This is a genomic window from Bryocella sp., assembly GCF_058498515.1.
This window is the reverse complement of the sequence record NZ_JBMHYI010000005.1, coordinates 100,727-117,171: the sequence shown is the minus strand read 5'-3', so window position 1 is coordinate 117,171 and position 16,445 is coordinate 100,727. Positions and strand designations below refer to the sequence as shown.

11 protein-coding genes are annotated in these 16,445 nt (G+C 63.3%); 3 read left to right on the top strand and 8 right to left on the bottom strand.

Features of this window, described 5'->3' with window-relative positions; translation table 11 throughout:
* The first annotated feature begins 222 nt into the window (after positions 1-222).
* A complete protein-coding gene (locus AC5E6W_RS01470) occupies positions 223-1,263 on the top strand; it encodes an OmpA family protein (RefSeq protein WP_491750481.1) in 1,041 nt (346 codons plus the stop codon).
* A gap of 271 nt (positions 1,264-1,534) precedes the next feature.
* Here the strand turns inward: AC5E6W_RS01470 and AC5E6W_RS01465 are convergent, their stop codons facing one another.
* The 8 genes from AC5E6W_RS01465 to AC5E6W_RS01430 form a co-directional block, all read right to left on the bottom strand.
* A complete protein-coding gene (locus AC5E6W_RS01465) occupies positions 1,535-2,176 on the bottom strand; it encodes a GNAT family N-acetyltransferase (RefSeq protein ID WP_491750480.1) in 642 nt (213 codons plus the stop codon).
* Positions 2,169-3,671 carry an argininosuccinate lyase gene (gene argH, locus AC5E6W_RS01460; protein WP_491750479.1) on the bottom strand — a complete coding sequence of 501 codons (1,503 nt, stop codon included), beginning with the start codon at positions 3,669-3,671 and terminating at the stop codon, positions 2,169-2,171. The genes AC5E6W_RS01465 and argH overlap by 8 nt, the downstream gene beginning before the upstream one ends.
* Positions 3,672-3,681: 10 nt before the next feature.
* Positions 3,682-4,122 (bottom strand): hypothetical protein, encoded by a 441-nt coding sequence (locus tag AC5E6W_RS01455; protein WP_491750478.1) that lies wholly within the window; start codon positions 4,120-4,122, stop codon positions 3,682-3,684.
* A gap of 421 nt (positions 4,123-4,543) precedes the next feature.
* Complete coding sequence (argF, locus tag AC5E6W_RS01450; RefSeq protein ID WP_491750477.1) at positions 4,544-5,587, bottom strand: ornithine carbamoyltransferase; 1,044 nt, start codon at positions 5,585-5,587, stop codon at positions 4,544-4,546.
* A 101-nt stretch (positions 5,588-5,688) separates the two neighbouring features.
* Positions 5,689-6,948, bottom strand: coding sequence for an aspartate aminotransferase family protein (locus AC5E6W_RS01445; RefSeq protein WP_491750476.1), 1,260 nt, complete (start codon positions 6,946-6,948; stop codon positions 5,689-5,691).
* 94 nt (positions 6,949-7,042) lie between these two features.
* Positions 7,043-7,834: an acetylglutamate kinase gene (argB, locus tag AC5E6W_RS01440; RefSeq protein ID WP_491750475.1), complete on the bottom strand. Its 792-nt coding sequence runs from the start codon at positions 7,832-7,834 to the stop codon at positions 7,043-7,045.
* A gap of 100 nt (positions 7,835-7,934) precedes the next feature.
* Positions 7,935-9,056 (bottom strand): N-acetyl-gamma-glutamyl-phosphate reductase, encoded by a 1,122-nt coding sequence (argC, locus tag AC5E6W_RS01435; RefSeq protein ID WP_491750474.1) that lies wholly within the window; start codon positions 9,054-9,056, stop codon positions 7,935-7,937.
* 126 nt (positions 9,057-9,182) lie between these two features.
* A complete protein-coding gene (locus AC5E6W_RS01430) occupies positions 9,183-9,620 on the bottom strand; it encodes an arginine repressor (protein ID WP_491750473.1) in 438 nt (145 codons plus the stop codon).
* Positions 9,621-9,964: 344 nt separating this feature from the next.
* Between AC5E6W_RS01430 and AC5E6W_RS01425 the strand changes: the two genes are divergently transcribed.
* Together AC5E6W_RS01425 and AC5E6W_RS01420 are read left to right on the top strand one after the other, a co-directional pair.
* The gene (locus AC5E6W_RS01425) at positions 9,965-14,614 is read left to right on the top strand and encodes a glutamate synthase-related protein (protein WP_491750472.1); all 4,650 of its coding nucleotides are present in this window, start codon (positions 9,965-9,967) and stop codon (positions 14,612-14,614) included.
* Between the two features lie 231 nt (positions 14,615-14,845).
* Positions 14,846-16,429 carry a WD40 repeat domain-containing protein gene (locus tag AC5E6W_RS01420; RefSeq protein ID WP_491750471.1) on the top strand — a complete coding sequence of 528 codons (1,584 nt, stop codon included), beginning with the start codon at positions 14,846-14,848 and terminating at the stop codon, positions 16,427-16,429.
* Positions 16,430-16,445: the final 16 nt, after the last annotated feature.

Below are 16,445 nucleotides of genomic sequence, written 5' to 3'. Positions count from 1 at the left end.
CGCGAAGAAAACATCCGCTATTTAAGTTTGATTTTACGAATCGATTTGACCGTTTTTTTTCTTTCTCGTGAATGCTACTGCTCTCGCGGCAGGTAGTCCTGATTGGCGCAGGGCCATCTAACCGTTCAGCCCGTGAGGTGGTATCTCAAACGACGGTTCGCGATGTGCTTTAAGCCGAGAGGCGTTCGGGGCATCGCCACTGGAAATAGAAAGGGAAATTACATGAACACACAACGTCGACTGGGTAAGGTTTGTGGTTCGGGTGTGGCGCTTGCCATGCTTCTGGCAATGGGAGTCTCAGCGAATGCGCAGGACGCGAGTGCTCCGGCTACCGCGAGTGCAGGAAGGGTGTCGGGGGTCGAAGGAATGATCCTGGGACGAGATGGCGCGAAGATGTATGTGCGAACCAATACATCGCCGCGGCAGATCGTCGTTCTCTCCGATACCACGAAAGCGACCGAGAAGGGCGGGTTCCTGGGATGGAGTCATAAGGACCTGGGCGTAGCGGCGCTTGTCCCGGGCCTGTACGTGAAGATCGACGGGAGCTATGACGGCGACCGTGAGCTGGTGGCGAATAAGGTTGAATTCTCACGCACCTCGATGACGACCGCGCGGCAGATCGATGCAGGCCTGACGCCGGTGAACGAGAAGGTGGCGAAGCAGCAGGATCAGCTCATGACGGACCGTCGTGACATCGAGTCGGCGCAGCAGGACATTGCGGATGCGAAGACGAAGATCGACACCAACACGCAGGCGATCGCTTCCAACCAGGAGCAGAATGTGCAGGCGATCGGGCAGACCAACGGCCGCATCGGCGCGCTGGATCAGTACGACACCAAGGACACGCTGACGGTGAGCTTCCGCAATGGCAGCGCCGTGGTGAAGAAGGACGATAAGGACAAGTTGGAGGATTTCGTGAAGCAGGCGGCGAATACGCCGGGTGCGATGATCGAGGTTCAGGGCTACGCTTCGAAGGTGGGCAATCCTTCGCTCAACCAGAGGCTGAGCAGTGAGCGCGCGGATAACGTGCTGACGATCATTCAGCAATCGGGCGCCGTGCCGATGACGCGCATCCTGGCGCCGGCTGCGATGGGTGTGACCGAGCAGGTTGCCGATAACCATAGCCGGTCAGGCCAGGCGCAGAATCGCCGCGTCGTGGTGACGATCGTTGTGAACAAGGGCATCACGGGCGGAGCATCGGGCCAGCAGGCGTCGAACTCCAATGATCAACAGCAGGAGGCCTCCGCTAACCCGCAGCAGTAAGCGAGGCACGAGTAACAAGCAGGAAAAGAGCCGTTCGCCGCAGCGTAAAAGCGCTGGGGCGAACGGCTTTTCTGTGTCGAGATAGAGTGCTTACTTCAGGCAGGCCGTGTTGTTCGCTGCAGGTAGCTCGAAGAATGTGATGCTGGCTGCGGGAAGCGAGACCGTGCCAGCTTTTGTGGCTTCTCCTGTCATGGAAGGAAGCTCATCGTGGTCTGTCGTCGTGAACGGCTTTCCATTCAGCATCACCGTTGGCGTGATGTAGGCGGCTGCGTTAGCGTCCTGTTCCGGTCTTCGCGAGGCCGCTGATCTGCACCAGCGGGTCTTCGCTGGGCTGCGCGAGTTCGGGGCGCTGGATGGACCTGGGGCCGAGCATGGTGATGTTGGGCAGAGGGCCGCGGACCATCGCGACTTCGTCGCACGCGTAGAGGCGCGGGCAGGTCTGGCAGTCCTTGTAGATCTTGTCGGGCATCGCGGTGCGGTCGGCGATGCGGAAGCCGAGATGCTCGAAGTAGTCGGGGATGCGGGTGAAGAGGCAGACACTGGTGACGTGATGCTCTTCGCCTTCGGCGATGAGGGCTTCGAGGATAGCGTCGCCGGCGCCGAGGCCGCGGCGGTCCTGGCGCACGACGATGGAGCGGACCTCGGCGAGATGCGGGCCGTAGAGATGCAGCGCGCCGCAGCCGAGGAAGTCGATCTCGCCGGTCTCGGGATGATCGCGATAGGCGACGGTGAAGTCGCGGATGTTTTCGCAGATCTCGGCGAAGCTGCGCTTGAGCAGCGTGCCATCGCCGGAGTGCGCGTTGACGAGGTCGAAGATGTTCTGCGCATCCTGCAGATGAGCCTTGTGCACCTGCAAGGGCGCCAGCGCCGGATCAGCGGCGTGGCCAAGGTCCACGGTGGCGAGATCAGTCATGCGAATCCTCAGAGGAGGAGATACGAGATGCGAGAGACGAGATACGTTCCTTCGCCGCAATGAGTGCGGCCGCTACCTGGTGCGTGGCGGTGCCGCCGATGACATCGTGGCAATCGAGCGTGGCCTTGAGCGAGATGGCATCGAAGACGTCGGCGTCGAAGGCTTCGCTGAGGGAGCGAAGGTCTTCGAGCGAGAGCGCGTTGAGTTCGACGCCCTTCTCGAGGCCAAGACGGACGGCGTTGCCGACGATCTCATGCGCCTTGCGGAAGGGCACGCCTTTGTTGCTGAGATAGGTGGCGGCGGCCATGGCGTTGAGGTAGCCGGTCTCGGCGGCGATGCGGAGGTTGGCAGTCTTGAACTTGAGCGCGCGGGTGAAGTTGGGCAGTACGGAGAGCAGGCCGGCGAGCGTGTCGGCGATGTCGAAGATCTGCTCCTGGCCCTCCTGCAGGTCCTTGTTGTAGGCGAGGGGCAGGCCTTTGACGAGCGTCGAGAGCGCGGTGCTTGCGCCGATGAGGCGAGCGCTTTTGCCGCGAGCTAGCTCGGTGAGGTCGGGGTTCTTCTTCTGCGGCATCGCGGAGGAGCCGGTGGAGAAGGCTTCGGGGAGCTCGATAAAGGCGAACTCGTTGGTGGCGTAGAGGGTGATCTCCTCGGCAAAGCGGGAGATGTGGACGCCCACTGTAGCCGCGGCCTGCGCGAAGTCGAGCATGAAGTCGCGGTCGGAGGTTGCATCCATGCTGTTCGCGGTGGGAGCGGTGAAGCCGAGGAAATTGGAGGCGAGGTTGCGGTCGAGCTTGAGCGTCGCGCCGGCGATGGCTCCTGAGCCTAGGGGGCAGAAGTTCATGCGCTCGCGCGCGGCTGAAAAGCGAGACAGATCTCGTTCCAACATAGACACGTAGGCCTGCAGCCAGTGCGCGATGAGGACGGGCTCGGCGCGCTGGAGGTGGGTGAAGCCGGGCATGACGGCGTCGCCTGAGCTCTCGGCGAGTGTGAGGAGAGCCTTACACCAGGCAAGCAGCCCGTTGGTCGTAGAGTCGCAGGCATCGCGCACGAAGAGGCGCATGTCGGTGGCGATCTGTTCGTTGCGCGAGCGGCCGGTGTGGAGCTTGAGGGCGAGGCCGCCGACTTCTTTGGTCAGCTCGAGCTCGACAAAGTGGTGGATGTCTTCGGCCTGGGGCGCAGAGGCGACGATGGCTGCGCCGACCTGGGCATCGGAGACCTCGTAGTCAATTTGGCCACTCGTTGCAGAGATGCGATTCGACCAGTTGAGGACTCGTTCGCCGACGCGAGTGAGGCCGGCTAGCATGGTCTCGAGTTCCTCGGGCGTGAGGACGCCGGCCGCGGCGATGGCGCGGGCGTGCGCCTGGCTCGCGGCGACCTCTTGCGGGAGGAGGCGCCAGTCGAAGGGGAAGCTGCGCTGCCACTGCTCGAAGGTACGGTCGAGTGGCTCGCGGAAGCGGCCGGACCACATTTTGGCGGGTTGTTGCTGTTCGGACATTCGTCTCTTTCTAATGAGTGGCCTGGTTGATGACGATGACGTCCATGTAGATCGGTGTCATCTCTCCGGCGGTGTCTGCACGATGTAACTTTCCGCGAACGACGACTTGCTTGTCCTTCCATTTCGCCGCGGGGAGATCGTTGAGCTTGTCGAGTTCGTGCCCGGAAAAGAAGAGCTTCATCCTCTTCGCTGGCGCACAATCTTGCCCGGAGAAATCTGATTTTTCAGGCGCACAGAGAGTATTGATGGGCGATGGCGTTTCAAGAGCCCAATAGCTCACGTGTGAGTCATGCTTCGGGTCTTTGCCGAATCCTGGCGGCCCAAAGTCATGCACGAGACGGATCATTCCCGTGACGGACACTTCGCGATCTTCAGGCTCGACAAGCTCATGGTTTCGTGTACGTTGCGCCGAGGAAGTGTGCGGGAGAATGAGGGTTGAGAGGGATGCCACGATGAAGGCAATCCGTAGACTTCGATGCATTCCTGCCTCCCTGTCCCTCAGCGGCTAAAGCCGCCTCCTTATGGTTGTTTCAGTGGCACGGCTGAAGCCGTGCCCTGCCGTTCGTGCTGGCGTTGATGTGTCGCGCTTTCAGCGCTTGGGATTCTGCGGGCGTTGTACCTGGGCCTTCGGCCCAGGCTGGTATGTGGTCGCGCCGTTGGCGCTTGGTGCGATTGCAGCGTGGGCGCCTGTCATTTTGCTGGCGTTTGCACTTCGTGCGGCTGCGGCCCGGCTGAGTGCGGAGAGGTGAAGCAGATCCTCTCCGAGGATGACAACAAGAATGGCAACAGCAACTGCAAAGGAACGACGCTGATGGAGCTAACAGCTAACAGCTAAGAGCTAAGAGCCGATACCGCGGTGCCTGCGCCTGCCGCTACCGTCGAGTGCGTTTGTGGTTGGCGGGGAGCTTTTTGGCTCCGCCTAGGAGCATGAGGGTGATGGCTTTCTGGGCGTGCATTCTGTTTTCGGCTTGGTCGAAGACTACGGACTGGGGGCCGTCGAGGACGGCGTCGGTGACTTCGGCGTTGCGGTGGGCGGGGAGGCAATGCATGAAGACCGCGGACTCGAGCGCCTTGGACATCATCTCTTCGTTGACCTGGTAGGGCTTGAAGATGGGGGCGCGCTTGGTGGCCTCGTTCTCCTGGCCCATGGAGTAGACGGCGTCGGTGTAGATGGCGTCGGCGCCGATGGCGGCCTTCATGGCATCGTGCGTGAGGGTGAGGGAGCCGCCGGTGGCCTCGGAGATCTCGATGGCCTTGTGGATGATGTCGAGCTCGGGGGCGTAGCCCTTGGGCGTGGCGATGGTGGTGTGCACGCCGAGCAGAGCGCCGGTGAGCATGAGCGAGTGGCAGACGTTGTTGCCGTCGCCGACGTAGGTGAACTTGAGTCCTTCGACGGAGCCGAAGCGCTCTTCGAGGGTCATGAAGTCGGCGATGGCCTGGCAGGGATGCTCGAGGTCGGAGAGCGCGTTGATGACGGGGACCTTCGAGTTCTCGGCCATCTCGGTGACGGTGTCGTGCGCGAAGGTGCGGAGGACGATGACGTTGGCCCAGCGCTCGACGTTGTGCGCGACGTCGGGGATGGACTCGCGCTCGCCGAGCGGCTCGCCCTTCTGGTCGACGAAGATGGCGTTGCCGCCGGTGGTGTTCATCGCGACTTCGAAGGTGAGGCGGGTGCGCAGCGAGGGCTTCTCGAAGAAGAGGACCATCTGCTTGGCGTCGAGCGCGTGGCGGAAGTCTTCGGGCTGCGCCTTCACGGTGTGTGCGAGCTCGAGGATCGCGGCGAGCTCCGTGACCGAGAGGTCTGCGATGGAGGTGAGGTCGCGGCCTGCGAGGCCCTTCGCAACCTCGGTGTAGGCGGTGTCGGACTGAATGCCAAGCGTGACGGCGCGGGAGTTGATGGGGATCGTTTTGTCCATGGGGGATAGCTCTTAGCTTCTAGCTCCTGGCTGCTAGCGAATCTTCTCGTTGTACGTGATGCGTTGTACGTTCTACGTTGCGAGTGGTTAGTTGCGAGTGATTAGTTGTTCGTGACGAGCGTGCGGTCGGCGAGCCTGGCTTCCTGTTGGGTGAGCAGATCGTCGAGTGCGGCGATGGTCTGGTCGACGTGCTCGCGCGTGATGAGGAAGGGCGGCAAGAAGCGCAGCACCGTCTCATGCGTGCGATTGAGTACGATGCGCTTCGCGAACATGCCGGCGAGGATGTCGCGTGCGGTGTCGGCAGAGTGGAGCTCGAGGCCGATCATGAGGCCGGTGCCGCGAACTTCGGCGATGCTTGCATGCTTCGCCTTGAGGGTGTTGAGCTCAGCGAGGAAGTAGTTGCCGACCTCGGTGGCGTGGTCGAGGAGCTTGGCGCGCTTGATCTCGTCGATGACGGCGATGGCCACTCCGGTGGCGAGCGGATTGCCGCCGAAGGTGGTGCCGTGCATGCCGGGCGTGAAGGCGCGCGCGGCTTCCTCGGTGGCGAGCATGGCGCCGATGGGGATGCCGCCGGCGAGGGGCTTGGCGAGGGTAGTGACGTCGGGCTGGATGCCGTAGTGCTGGTAGGCGCACCACTTGCCGGTGCGGCCCATACCGGACTGGATCTCGTCGAGCAGCAGGAGGGCCCCGGTGGAGTCGCAGAGTTCGCGCGCGGTGCGGAGGAACTCTGCGCTGACGGGATTAATGCCGCCTTCGCCCTGCAGGACCTCGATGCAGACGCCGCAGACCTCGTCGGAGAACGCGGCCTTGAGGGCGGCGACATCGTTGAAGGGGATGTGCACAACGTCAGGCATGACGGGCTGGAAGGGCTCGCGATAGGCGGCCTTGTGGGTGGTGGCGACGGAGCCCATGGTCCGGCCGTGGAAGCTGTGCTCGAGCGCGATGAAGCGTGTGCCGAGGTGCTTGCCCCCGTCACTTGGAGGCAAGCTGCGGAGCAGGCCGGCGTGGGCACGCGCGAGCTTGAGTGCGGCCTCCCAGGCTTCGGTGCCGGAGTTGCAGAAGAAGACGCGGTCGAGGCCGGTCATCTCGGTCAACCGAAGAGCGAGCTGCGTGGTGTTGGCGTGAAAGAAGAGGTTCGAGGTGTGGACGAGCGACTGGGCCTGCTCGTTGAGCGCGGCGGTGATGACGGGGTGGTTATAGCCTAGGGCGCAGACGCCGATGCCGGAGAGCAGGTCAAGGTACTCGTTGCCCTGATCGTCGCGGAGGTAGACGCCATCGCCGGAGACGAACTCGATGGGGTTGCGGGCGTAGGTCTGCATCAGCAGCTTGGATTCGGCGGCCTGGAGATCGGCGAGGGGCATGGGTGACTCCTTGGGGCGGTGTCGGAGCGTGCGGGCTGTTGCACCGTTCTACGTTGCGCGTTCTACGTTGTACGTGAAGCGAGGGACGGTGGGGCTATGCGGCGACGACTTCGGTGCCGTCGTCGACGCGGGAGGTGACAAATTCGGTGAGCAGCTCGGCGCGGTTGGCGGGAAGGATGCGGACTCGCTTGACGCCGTGGAGCAGAGCGTTCTTGCAGGCTTCGAGCTTGGGCAGCATGCCTCCGGTGATGACGGCGTTTTGCTCGAGCGCGGGCAGTTCTTTCAACGAGAGCCAGCGCATGACGTTGCCGTCCGCGCCTTTGACGCCGGGGACGTCGGTGAGGAAGACGAGGGCGTCGGCCTTGGTGGCGACGGCGCAGGCGGAGGCCATCTCGTCGGCGTTGATGTTGTAGTACTCGCCGTCAAACCCCAACGCGATGCTACTGATGACGGGTACGGCGTCCATGGCCCAGATGGCGTCGAGCCAGCGGGGATCGGTCTGGGCGATTTCTCCGACAAAGCCGAGATCTCCGACGCTGGGGTCAGTCTGCTTCTTGCGGGCGCGGAAGACGTGGCCATCGCCGCCGGTGAGGCCCATGGCGGACTGTCCGACCTTGGTGAGAGCGGCGACGAGCGTCTTGTTGACGCGACCGCCGAGCACCATGAGCGCGGCATCGCGGGTCTCGGCGTCGGTGATGCGAAGGCCGGAGACGAACTCACTCTTCTTGCCGATCTGGGCGAGCAGCTTGGTGAGCTGGACGCCACCGCCGTGGACCACGGCGACCTTGTGACCGTCGCGGACGAGCTCGGTGATGGAGCGCGAGCAGCGCTCGAGCAGCTCCGGATCTTCGAGCGTCGCGCCGCCGAGTTTGACTACGAATTTCATTGCGTTACTCCGAGGAACAAGATGCGAGAGACGAGATGCGAGAAGCAGATTCCCTTCGGGAAGGACAACCGAAAGTGCGAAGGCAAGCTAGACGCTAGCTCTATTGGAGGCCGTCGGCCTCGTGGAAGCCGGCCATGAGGTTCATGTTCTGGACCGCCTGTGAGGCTGCTCCTTTGAGCAGGTTATCGAGGCAGCTGACGACGAGGAGGCGCTGATGGTCAGGTGCGAGCTGGAAGCCGATGTCGCAGAAGCTGGAGCGGACGACGTGCTGGATCTCGGGAAGCATAGGTGACGTGCGGACTCGGACCATGGGGGCGTCGGCGTAGAAGGTGTCGAAGATCTCTTGTATGGTCTCGGGCGTCGAAGGCTCGGAGAGTTTGACGTAGACCGTGGACAGGATGCCGCGCGGGATAGGCAGCAGATGCGGCGTGAACTGGAGCTGGCTGTTGTCGAGCGAGAGCTGCTCCAGCATTTCTCCGGTGTGGCGATGGCCGAAGGGAGCGTAGATGGAAAGATTGTCCGCCGCGTGCATGAAGTGGGTGTTAGCGGTGGGGCTCTTGCCGGCTCCGCTGACGCCGGACTTGGAGTCGGAGATGATGCCGCGATCGAGATCGAGCACGTTCGCACGCACGAGCGGCGCGAGCGCGAGGATGACCGAGGTGGCGTAGCAGCCGGGGTTCGCTACGAGGCGGGCTGTCTTGATCTGGGGCCCATGGAGTTCAGGGGAACCATAGACGGCTTCGCGCTGCAGGAGAGCGGAGGCAGCCGGATCTGAGTCGGTGAGCTTATAGATGGCGCGGTGGGCGTCTTCCTGGAGACGCCAGGCGGCGGAGAGGTCGATGACGCGGATGCCGTGCTGGAGCGCGATGGGTGCCCAATTGCGGGCTTCCTCATGTGGCGTGGCGAGAAAGAGGATGTCGATCTGCTCGCGCGCGAGAGCCTTAAAGTCGAACGGCACGAGGGCCAGCTCGTCGGCGTGGGGAAGGTGTGAGAGCTGGGGGTGAAGCGACGTCAGGGTGACCGGAGGTCCGGAGGCGTCGCCCGCGCGGCCCAGCAGCATGGGCGGCGTGTTCTTGAGGCGCGGATGGGAGAGCAGGAGGCGCGCGAGCTCGGCTCCGGCATAGCCGGTGACTCCAGCGATGGCGGTGCGGAGGGTCGGCTTCTCCGTGAAAGAGGCTTCCTTTGGAGCTGTGTCGATGTCGAGTTGTGCGGTAACAGTCACGTCAGATCGCCTTCCGGTTCAGGCTTCGGTCAACTCGCGGGGCATGGATGCAGGCGGCGAGAGAAAGGGACGATGGGGAAGTGCGCGCGTGAGCCTCATGTGCGGCCCGGCGCCGGTGTTTCCGGCCTACGCAAGGTAGGCCTCCATTCGCCTGCGAAACTCGTCCGCATTGCGAAGGTCCGGGCAGATGACCAGCACTGTATTATCACCTGCAATGGTGCCGATGACCTCATCGAACTCTTCGTAGTCGATGGAGGCGGCGACGGGCTGAGCTCCTCCCATGGTGGTGTGGACCACGATGAGGTTCTGGGCCTGCTTGACGCCGGTGCCGAAGTCTCGGAGTACGCCGGCGATGGCCGGCATGTCGTCCTCGTCGGAATCCTCTTCGGGGAGTTCATAGCCGTCGGGACCTTTGAGCAGCTTGAGTTCGCGGATGTCGCGAGAGAGCGTGGCCTGGGTGACATGAATGCCCTGGCCGGCGAGCTTGCGGCGCAACTCGTCCTGGTTGGTGACGACGGTCTTCACCAGGAGGCTCTTGATCGCGTTGTGCCGTTCGGTCTTCATTCCGGTTTGCAGCCTATCTATGGCAAGCCTATGCAAGTAAAAACGTGACGCCGGGGGGGCGCCACGTTCAATGCATAAACATCCACTAATCATGTATAAATATTCATAAGCGGCATGTCAAGGGGGAACATGCCCCTGGCGGTGACGGGACGGTCGGCGGCCGGGCGAAGTTCTTCTGCTGGATCGGTCAACGGTCGTACTGGCCGCTTTGGGACTGGGTGGATCGGGCGGGGCGAGGATTGCTGTCCAGTCTCGTTCTGTCTGCTGGAGGGCGTGGTTTGAGCCCCTAATTGTGTGTCCGAAGCAGATTCGCTTTGGGCCGGGAAACGGAATTATATTGAATCATGGCCTTGTCATCTTCTCCACGACAAGGGTCCGGACCTGAGGGTTGGACCCGCGCGCAGCAGTCTTCTACCGCCGCCCCTGTAGCCTCGATTTCCAGGGCGGGCGCGGCTGCTTCGCTCGGGCCGAAAAATCTGATCGACTCGCGCTTTGACCACGATTCGTGCGGCGTTGGTTTTGTCGCGCAGAAGGACTTCCAGGCGAGCCATTCCATTCTGCAGCATGCACTTACGGCGCTGTCGCGGCTGGAACATCGCGGCGCGGTGGCGTCGGATGGAGCCTCGTCCGACGGCATTGGACTGATGACGGCGGTGCCGCGCGCGCTGCTGCTGAAGGAGACTGGGATTGCGCTGCCGGACAGCGAGGCGCTGGGCCTGGGCATGGTGTTCCTGCCGGAGGGCGAGACCCGGGCCGAGGCGGTGCTTGCGGACAGCCTCGCGGCGCAGCAGCTGAAGGTGCTTTGTTGGCGCGACGTGCCCACCCGCCCGGAGATTCTGGGAGAGATCGCGCTGAGCACCATGCCGAAGATCCGGCAGGTGCTGGTCGCGGACGCCAGTGGACGGCCTTTCACGTTTAACCCCAATCCGCAGGGCGAGGAATATACGGACTCGATCGAGCGGCGGCTGTACCTGGCGCGCAAGCAGTTCGAGCGCGCGGTGGAGCTGGGCGAGACGACGGGCTATATCTGTTCGCTCTCGGCGCAGACGGTTGTGTATAAGGCGATGTGCCTGGGACGGCTGCTTCCGGCGTTCTTCCCGGACCTGGAGTCCGCGGAGTTTGTGACGCCGTTCGCGGTCTTCCATCAGCGCTATGCGACCAACACGCTGCCGGCGTGGCATCGCGCGCAGCCGGGCCGCAAGCTGGGGCATAACGGCGAGATCAACACGGTGTGGGGCAATCGCTCCCGCATGCTGGCGCGCGATGCGACGTTGCCGGTGGAGAGCAAGCCGGTCCTGACCAAGGACGGCACGGACTCCACGTCTCTCGACGAGACGATTGAGCTGATCAGCCAGAATGGGCGAACGATCGCGGAGGCGGTGCGAATGTTGCTGCCGCCGGCGGGCGGGCTTCGCCACGATGGCAAGCCGAGCCCGTTCCTGAGCTATCACACAGGATGCACGGAGCCCTGGGATGGGCCTGCAGCGATTGCGTTCTCCGATGGCATTGTTGTGGGCGCTGCGCTGGATCGCAACGGCCTGCGGCCTTGCCGCTACGCGATCACGAGCGACGGAATCGTGGTGGCTGGCTCTGAAGCTGGGCTGGTGGATCTCGATCCGGACAAGATCGTTGAGTCCGGCCGGCTGGGGCCTGGCGAGATGCTGGGCGTGGATATGGCCGAGGGCCGCATCTACCACAACGATGCGATGCTGGATGCGTTCGACGCCAAGGCGCCGTACGCGGTGCTGGTGGAGCGCGAGGCGTTGGCCCCGGTGGAGAAGCCTGCGCTCGCTGCGAATCTTGGCGAGCTGCAGAAGGGCTTCGGCTACACCAAGGAAGATCTGCGGATGATTCTGCAGCCGATGGCTGCGACTGGCAAGGATGCTGTGTGGTCGATGGGCGATGACACGCCGCTGGCGTTTCTGGCGAAGTCGCCGCGGCCCCTGTATGCGTACTTCCGGCAGCGGTTTGCGCAGGTGACGAATCCTCCGATTGACTCGTTGCGCGAGGCCATCGTGGTGAAGCTGAGCACGCGCTTCGGCCCGTGGGCTCACCTGCTGGATAAGAATGCACCGCTGCCGGGCATCTCGCTGGACTCGCCGTTCCTTTCGCGCGGGCAGATGGAGGCGATCCGCTCGGGCGAGTATCCGCACGCGAGCGAGCTGAGGCTCGAAGAGCTGCCGTGTCTGTTTGCTCCGGAGAAGAACCTGGAGCAGGCGGTGGACGACCTCTGCTCGAAGGCCGTGGAGCTGGTGCGCAACGGCGCGAAGTTGCTGATCCTGACGGACCGCGGCGCGAGTGCGCAGGCGCTGCCGATCCCGATGGCGATGGCGACGGGCGGCGTGCATGAGGCGCTGGTCGAGGCTGGCATGCGCACCCTGTGCGGCATTGCCGTGGAGGCTGGCGATTGCCGGGATATTCACCACGCGGCCATCATTCTCAGCTACGGCGCGGGCGCGGTGTGCCCGTGGCTGGCGCTGGAGACGGCGGCGAGCTTTGCCGGCGAGAAGGGTTACCCCGAAAACGTCGACGGCGAGAAGATGCTGCTGAAGTCGCTCGATGCGGGCTTGGCAAAGATCATGTCGAAGATGGGCATCAGCGTGGTGGACAGCTACCGCGGCACGCACCTGTTCGACATTCTTGGGCTGCATCAGAGCATCATCGCGAAGTGCTTCCCGCGGACGCCTGCGCCGCTTTCCGGCATTGGGTTTGCGGAGCTCGACCGGCGGCTGCGTGAGAGCTGGGGCGCTACTCCGGGTGAGTCCGCCTCGATTGATCTTCCGGACTACGGCTGGGTGCGGTATCGCAAGGGCGACATCACGGAGCCGCATGCCTGGCAGCCTCCGACGGTGAAGGCGCTGCAGACGGTGGTGGGCAGCGCGCGCGGCGTGGCGCAGGCCAGCGATCCCGCAGCTGCGTTCCAGATCTTCAGCCGCAATATGGATGCGGGGGAAGCGAAGAACCTTCGCGACCTGCTGGAGATTCGTCCTTCCGGGCCAGAGCTGACGATCGACTCGGTGGAAGCGCCCGACACGCTGTGTAAGCGGTTCATCGCGAGCGCGATGTCGCTGGGCTCGTTGAGCCCGGAGGCACACCAGACGATTACCGCGGCGATGAACATGCTGGGCGCGCGGTCGAATACGGGCGAGGGTGGCGAGGATCCGGATGTGTATAGGGTCAAGGGTCAAGGGACAAGGGTCGAGGGTCCGGACGGTGGGAATCTTGTGGCGGCCCATTCGGGTTCGGGTGGCACTGCTGTCGCCGAGGTCGTTGCCGCTCCCGCGGTGCATGTTTCGCTGAACAACAAGATTAAGCAGATTGCTTCGGGGCGATTCGGCGTTACGGCCGAGTACCTGGCGCATGCTGAAGAGATCGAGATCAAGGTGGCGCAGGGCGCGAAGCCCGGCGAGGGGGGACAGCTTCCGGGACACAAGGTCTCGGGACTGATTGCGCGGCTGCGTCATGCGCAGCCTGGGGTGAGCTTGATCTCGCCGCCGCCGCACCATGACATCTATTCCATCGAAGATCTTGCGCAGCTGATCTACGACCTGAAGCGCGTAAACAAGAGCGCGGCTGTGGGCGTGAAGCTGGTGAGCGAGTTCGGTGTGGGCACGGTGGCTGCGGGAGTGGCGAAGGCCTATGCCGACTACATCGTGATCGCGGGCCATGGCGGCGGCACGGGCGCTGCGGCGCTGTCGTCGATCAAGTACGCGGGCGGACCGTGGGAGCTTGGCCTTGCCGAGGCTCAGCAGCTGCTGCGCGCCAATGGCATGCGCGAGCGTGTGCGGCTGCGTGCGGATGGCGGCATCGCGACGGCGCGCGATGTGCTGATCGCGGCGCTGATTGGCGCAGATGAGTTTGCGTTCGGAACGTCGGTGCTGGTCTCGCTGGGTTGCGATATGGCGCGGCAGTGCCACCTCAACACTTGTCCTACGGGCATTGCCACGCAGCGCGAAGATTTGCGGGCGAAGTTCCGCGGCAAGCCGGAGCACGTGGTCACGTTCTTCAAGCAGCTGGCGGGAGACCTGCAGCGGCTGCTGGCGAAGTTCGGCCTGCCGAACCTTGAGGCGGCGATTGGGCGCGTCGATCTGCTGGAGCAGGTGCGCTTCGATGGCAACATCGACCTGACGCCGGTGCTGGCGAATGGAGACGGTGAAGCGTGGGAGGGTACGCCCGCGCGCTGGATGGGAATGCGCAATGCGCGGCCGGGTGAAGATCATCCGCTGGACGATCCGTGGACCGAGCCTGCGCTCGAGGCGACGGCAAAGGGTGAGAGCTTCCACGTGAAGTCGCACATCACGAATGAGCATCGTGCGGTGGGTGCGCGGCTATCGGGACAACTGGCTCTCAAGCGCGCCAAGGGTGAGTTAGATAAAGCTGATGTCACCTTTGAGCTGGAGGGCACGGCGGGGCAGTCCTTCGGGGCGTTCTCGGCTACGGGGATCAGGCTGATTCTTACCGGCCAGGCGAATGACTTTGTCGGCAAGGGGCTCTCGGGTGCGGAGCTGGTGCTGCGTGCTGTGGGTTTGGCGGCGGAGAACAGCCACGATCACGTGTTGCTGGGCAATGTCGCGTTGTATGGTGCCACTGCGGGCCGGCTGTTCGCAGCGGGACGCGCGGGGGAGCGGTTTGCGGTGCGTAACTCGGGCGTGACGGCGGTGATCGAAGGCGTGGGCGACCATGGCTGCGAGTACATGACCGGCGGCATGGTGGTCATCCTGGGGTGCGTGGGGATCAACTTTGGCGCCGGTATGACGGGCGGGCTGGCGTGGATCTACGACCAGGAGCAGACGATGGTCAGCGAGAAGCGCTACCACGACGAGTTCCTGGGCGCGCAGAGTTATGCCGAGGCTACGCCGGAGCAACAGGCGACGCTTTATGCGCTTGTCAAGGAGCAGGAGTCGCTGGCGCACAGCAAGCTGGCGACGAGGCTGCTTAGTAACTGGGCCGAGGAGAGCGCGAGGTTTGTGCTGTTTACTCCTAAGCCGCAGTGAGGCAGTGAGTAGAGGTCAGACAGTAGACAGTGAGTAGTGAAGAACGACAGCGGCGGCCTTCGGGCCGCCGTTATTGTTTGGGAGTCAAGCGAGGGGTTGGATGGAGAACGCGTTGCTGAATGCGTGGCGGCTCTGTAGGTGCTGACGGCGGGTTGTTCGGGGTAGGTTGGCCCGTGTTGTGGGATGATCTTCCATTACCACTCCAGTTGAGATGTCGGGAGTCAAACGAGTATGGCCGGAACGAGAGTTGCTTTGTACGTGCTGGTGAGTTGCTGGGCTGCGAATCTTGCGTGTGCGCAGAGCGGGAGCGCGGTGGCGGTGCCGGAGGCTTCTGTGCCGGAGACCTCTGTGCAGGGGGCTTCTGCCGAGGCGGCCAGGGAGAGCTACGCGTCCTGGATTGCCGAGTACAGGCAGGGGCCTTTGCGTGGGGCTCCAGGGGACAATCACAAGATTGAGCTTGCGATGAGCCTGCTCGCGGACGACGTTCCGGATGGTGCTGTGGGAGAGGGCGGCGAGCTGCTCCAGAGCATGGTGACGACGTTTGCGCTTTCGACGGAGGGTACGCTTTCGATGGTGCGGTATACGTCGATGGCAGTGCAGGGCGGTGGCCCGGAAAAGATTCCCAAGGAGGACTTCAAAAGGCTGAAGGAGTTGATGCGAGATCTGCCTGACGATCACGCGTGGTTACCGCCGAAAAGGAGGCGTCTGGTGGTCCAGTTGGATTCCGGAAGAGGGATGGTGGCGCGGGTGTATGACCGTGCGAACCTGCCGGAAGCGGTGATTGAGATGGCCGACCTGCTAGGGGCGGATACGTGGCCGCTGTACGACTTTCCTCGATTCGAGCCTGAGGCGCTCTGGAAGGACTCACTGAATCCTGCGCCGGACAGCTGGCAGATGGCGCTAGTCGGAGAGAAGCGTGTTCTCGCCGTCAGCTCGGATGGGCGTCTGCGCGCGGTCGAGGTCAATCCCGGACAGTGGTTCGACACGACGGTACGGGTTGAGAAGCTGCATCAACCGAGAGAAGCACCGCAGGGTCACGATCCAGGGACAACGCTGCGCATTGAGGATGTGCGGAGTGGAGCGTTCCTCCACGAGTTTCGGCAGCCGCCGATCGGCAACCGACGGGAGTTCGTCTATGCGGCGCAGTTCACTCCGGACGGGCGGCGCTTGCTGTTGCAGAGCAGTATCCCGGATCTCCAGGTCTACGACACCGCGACGTGGCAGAGGGTGGATGGCATGCAGGGAGTCCCTGCGGGCGCAGTCGCATACTATCCAGCACCAGATTGGAAGCGTGGCATAGGGGTGCTTCCCACAGGAGAGATCAACCTGATCGAGTCTGAGACGGGGCGAACGATCGTGCAGATCGATCCTGGGTATGAGCTGCAAGCGGCGGTGTACTCCCCGGACGGGTCAAAGGTGGCGATCGTGACGGTCAGCCAGAATTGGTCGGTCGAGTTCCCGTGCCACCTGCGGATTTGGGATGTGGCCACGGGACGGATGCTTCGGGAGCTGCGCCCGCTGGAGGGAACACCGCGTGACGGTTTTGGCGCGCCTGTATGGTGGCCGGATGGACGATACCTATTGGCACTCACGCGCGAGGGGCGTTTTGGGGGATCGATCATTGGCATCTGGAACAGCGAGTCCGGGCGATACCGCGGAGGGCTGACGGGGTGCATATCTCCCTCCGACTCTAACGTTGCGGTTGTCCTTGAAAAAGGAAAGCTGTACATGGATTGCCGGGACGAGGTGCTGCGATGGGACGGGGAGCGGGCGGTGGAGAGGACTGCGGAGATTGAAGAATCACTGATCCACTGACCGCTCTAGCAGAGTC

Bases quoted from the DNA above. Each gene is read 5' to 3' on its own strand.
- argB (WP_491750475.1), bottom strand. From the start codon at position 7,834: ATGAAATTCGTAGTCAAACTCGGCGGCGCGACGCTCGAAGATCCGGAG.
- AC5E6W_RS01430 (WP_491750473.1), bottom strand. From the start codon at position 9,620: ATGAAGACCGAACGGCACAACGCGATCAAGAGCCTCCTGGTGAAGACC.
- AC5E6W_RS01470 (WP_491750481.1), top strand. From the start codon at position 223: ATGAACACACAACGTCGACTGGGTAAGGTTTGTGGTTCGGGTGTGGCG.
- AC5E6W_RS01425 (WP_491750472.1), top strand. From the start codon at position 9,965: ATGGCCTTGTCATCTTCTCCACGACAAGGGTCCGGACCTGAGGGTTGG.
- argF (WP_491750477.1), bottom strand. From the start codon at position 5,587: ATGGACAAAACGATCCCCATCAACTCCCGCGCCGTCACGCTTGGCATT.
- AC5E6W_RS01420 (WP_491750471.1), top strand. From the start codon at position 14,846: ATGGCCGGAACGAGAGTTGCTTTGTACGTGCTGGTGAGTTGCTGGGCT.
- argH (WP_491750479.1), bottom strand. From the start codon at position 3,671: ATGTCCGAACAGCAACAACCCGCCAAAATGTGGTCCGGCCGCTTCCGC.
- AC5E6W_RS01465 (WP_491750480.1), bottom strand. From the start codon at position 2,176: ATGACTGATCTCGCCACCGTGGACCTTGGCCACGCCGCTGATCCGGCG.
- AC5E6W_RS01445 (WP_491750476.1), bottom strand. From the start codon at position 6,948: ATGCCCCTCGCCGATCTCCAGGCCGCCGAATCCAAGCTGCTGATGCAG.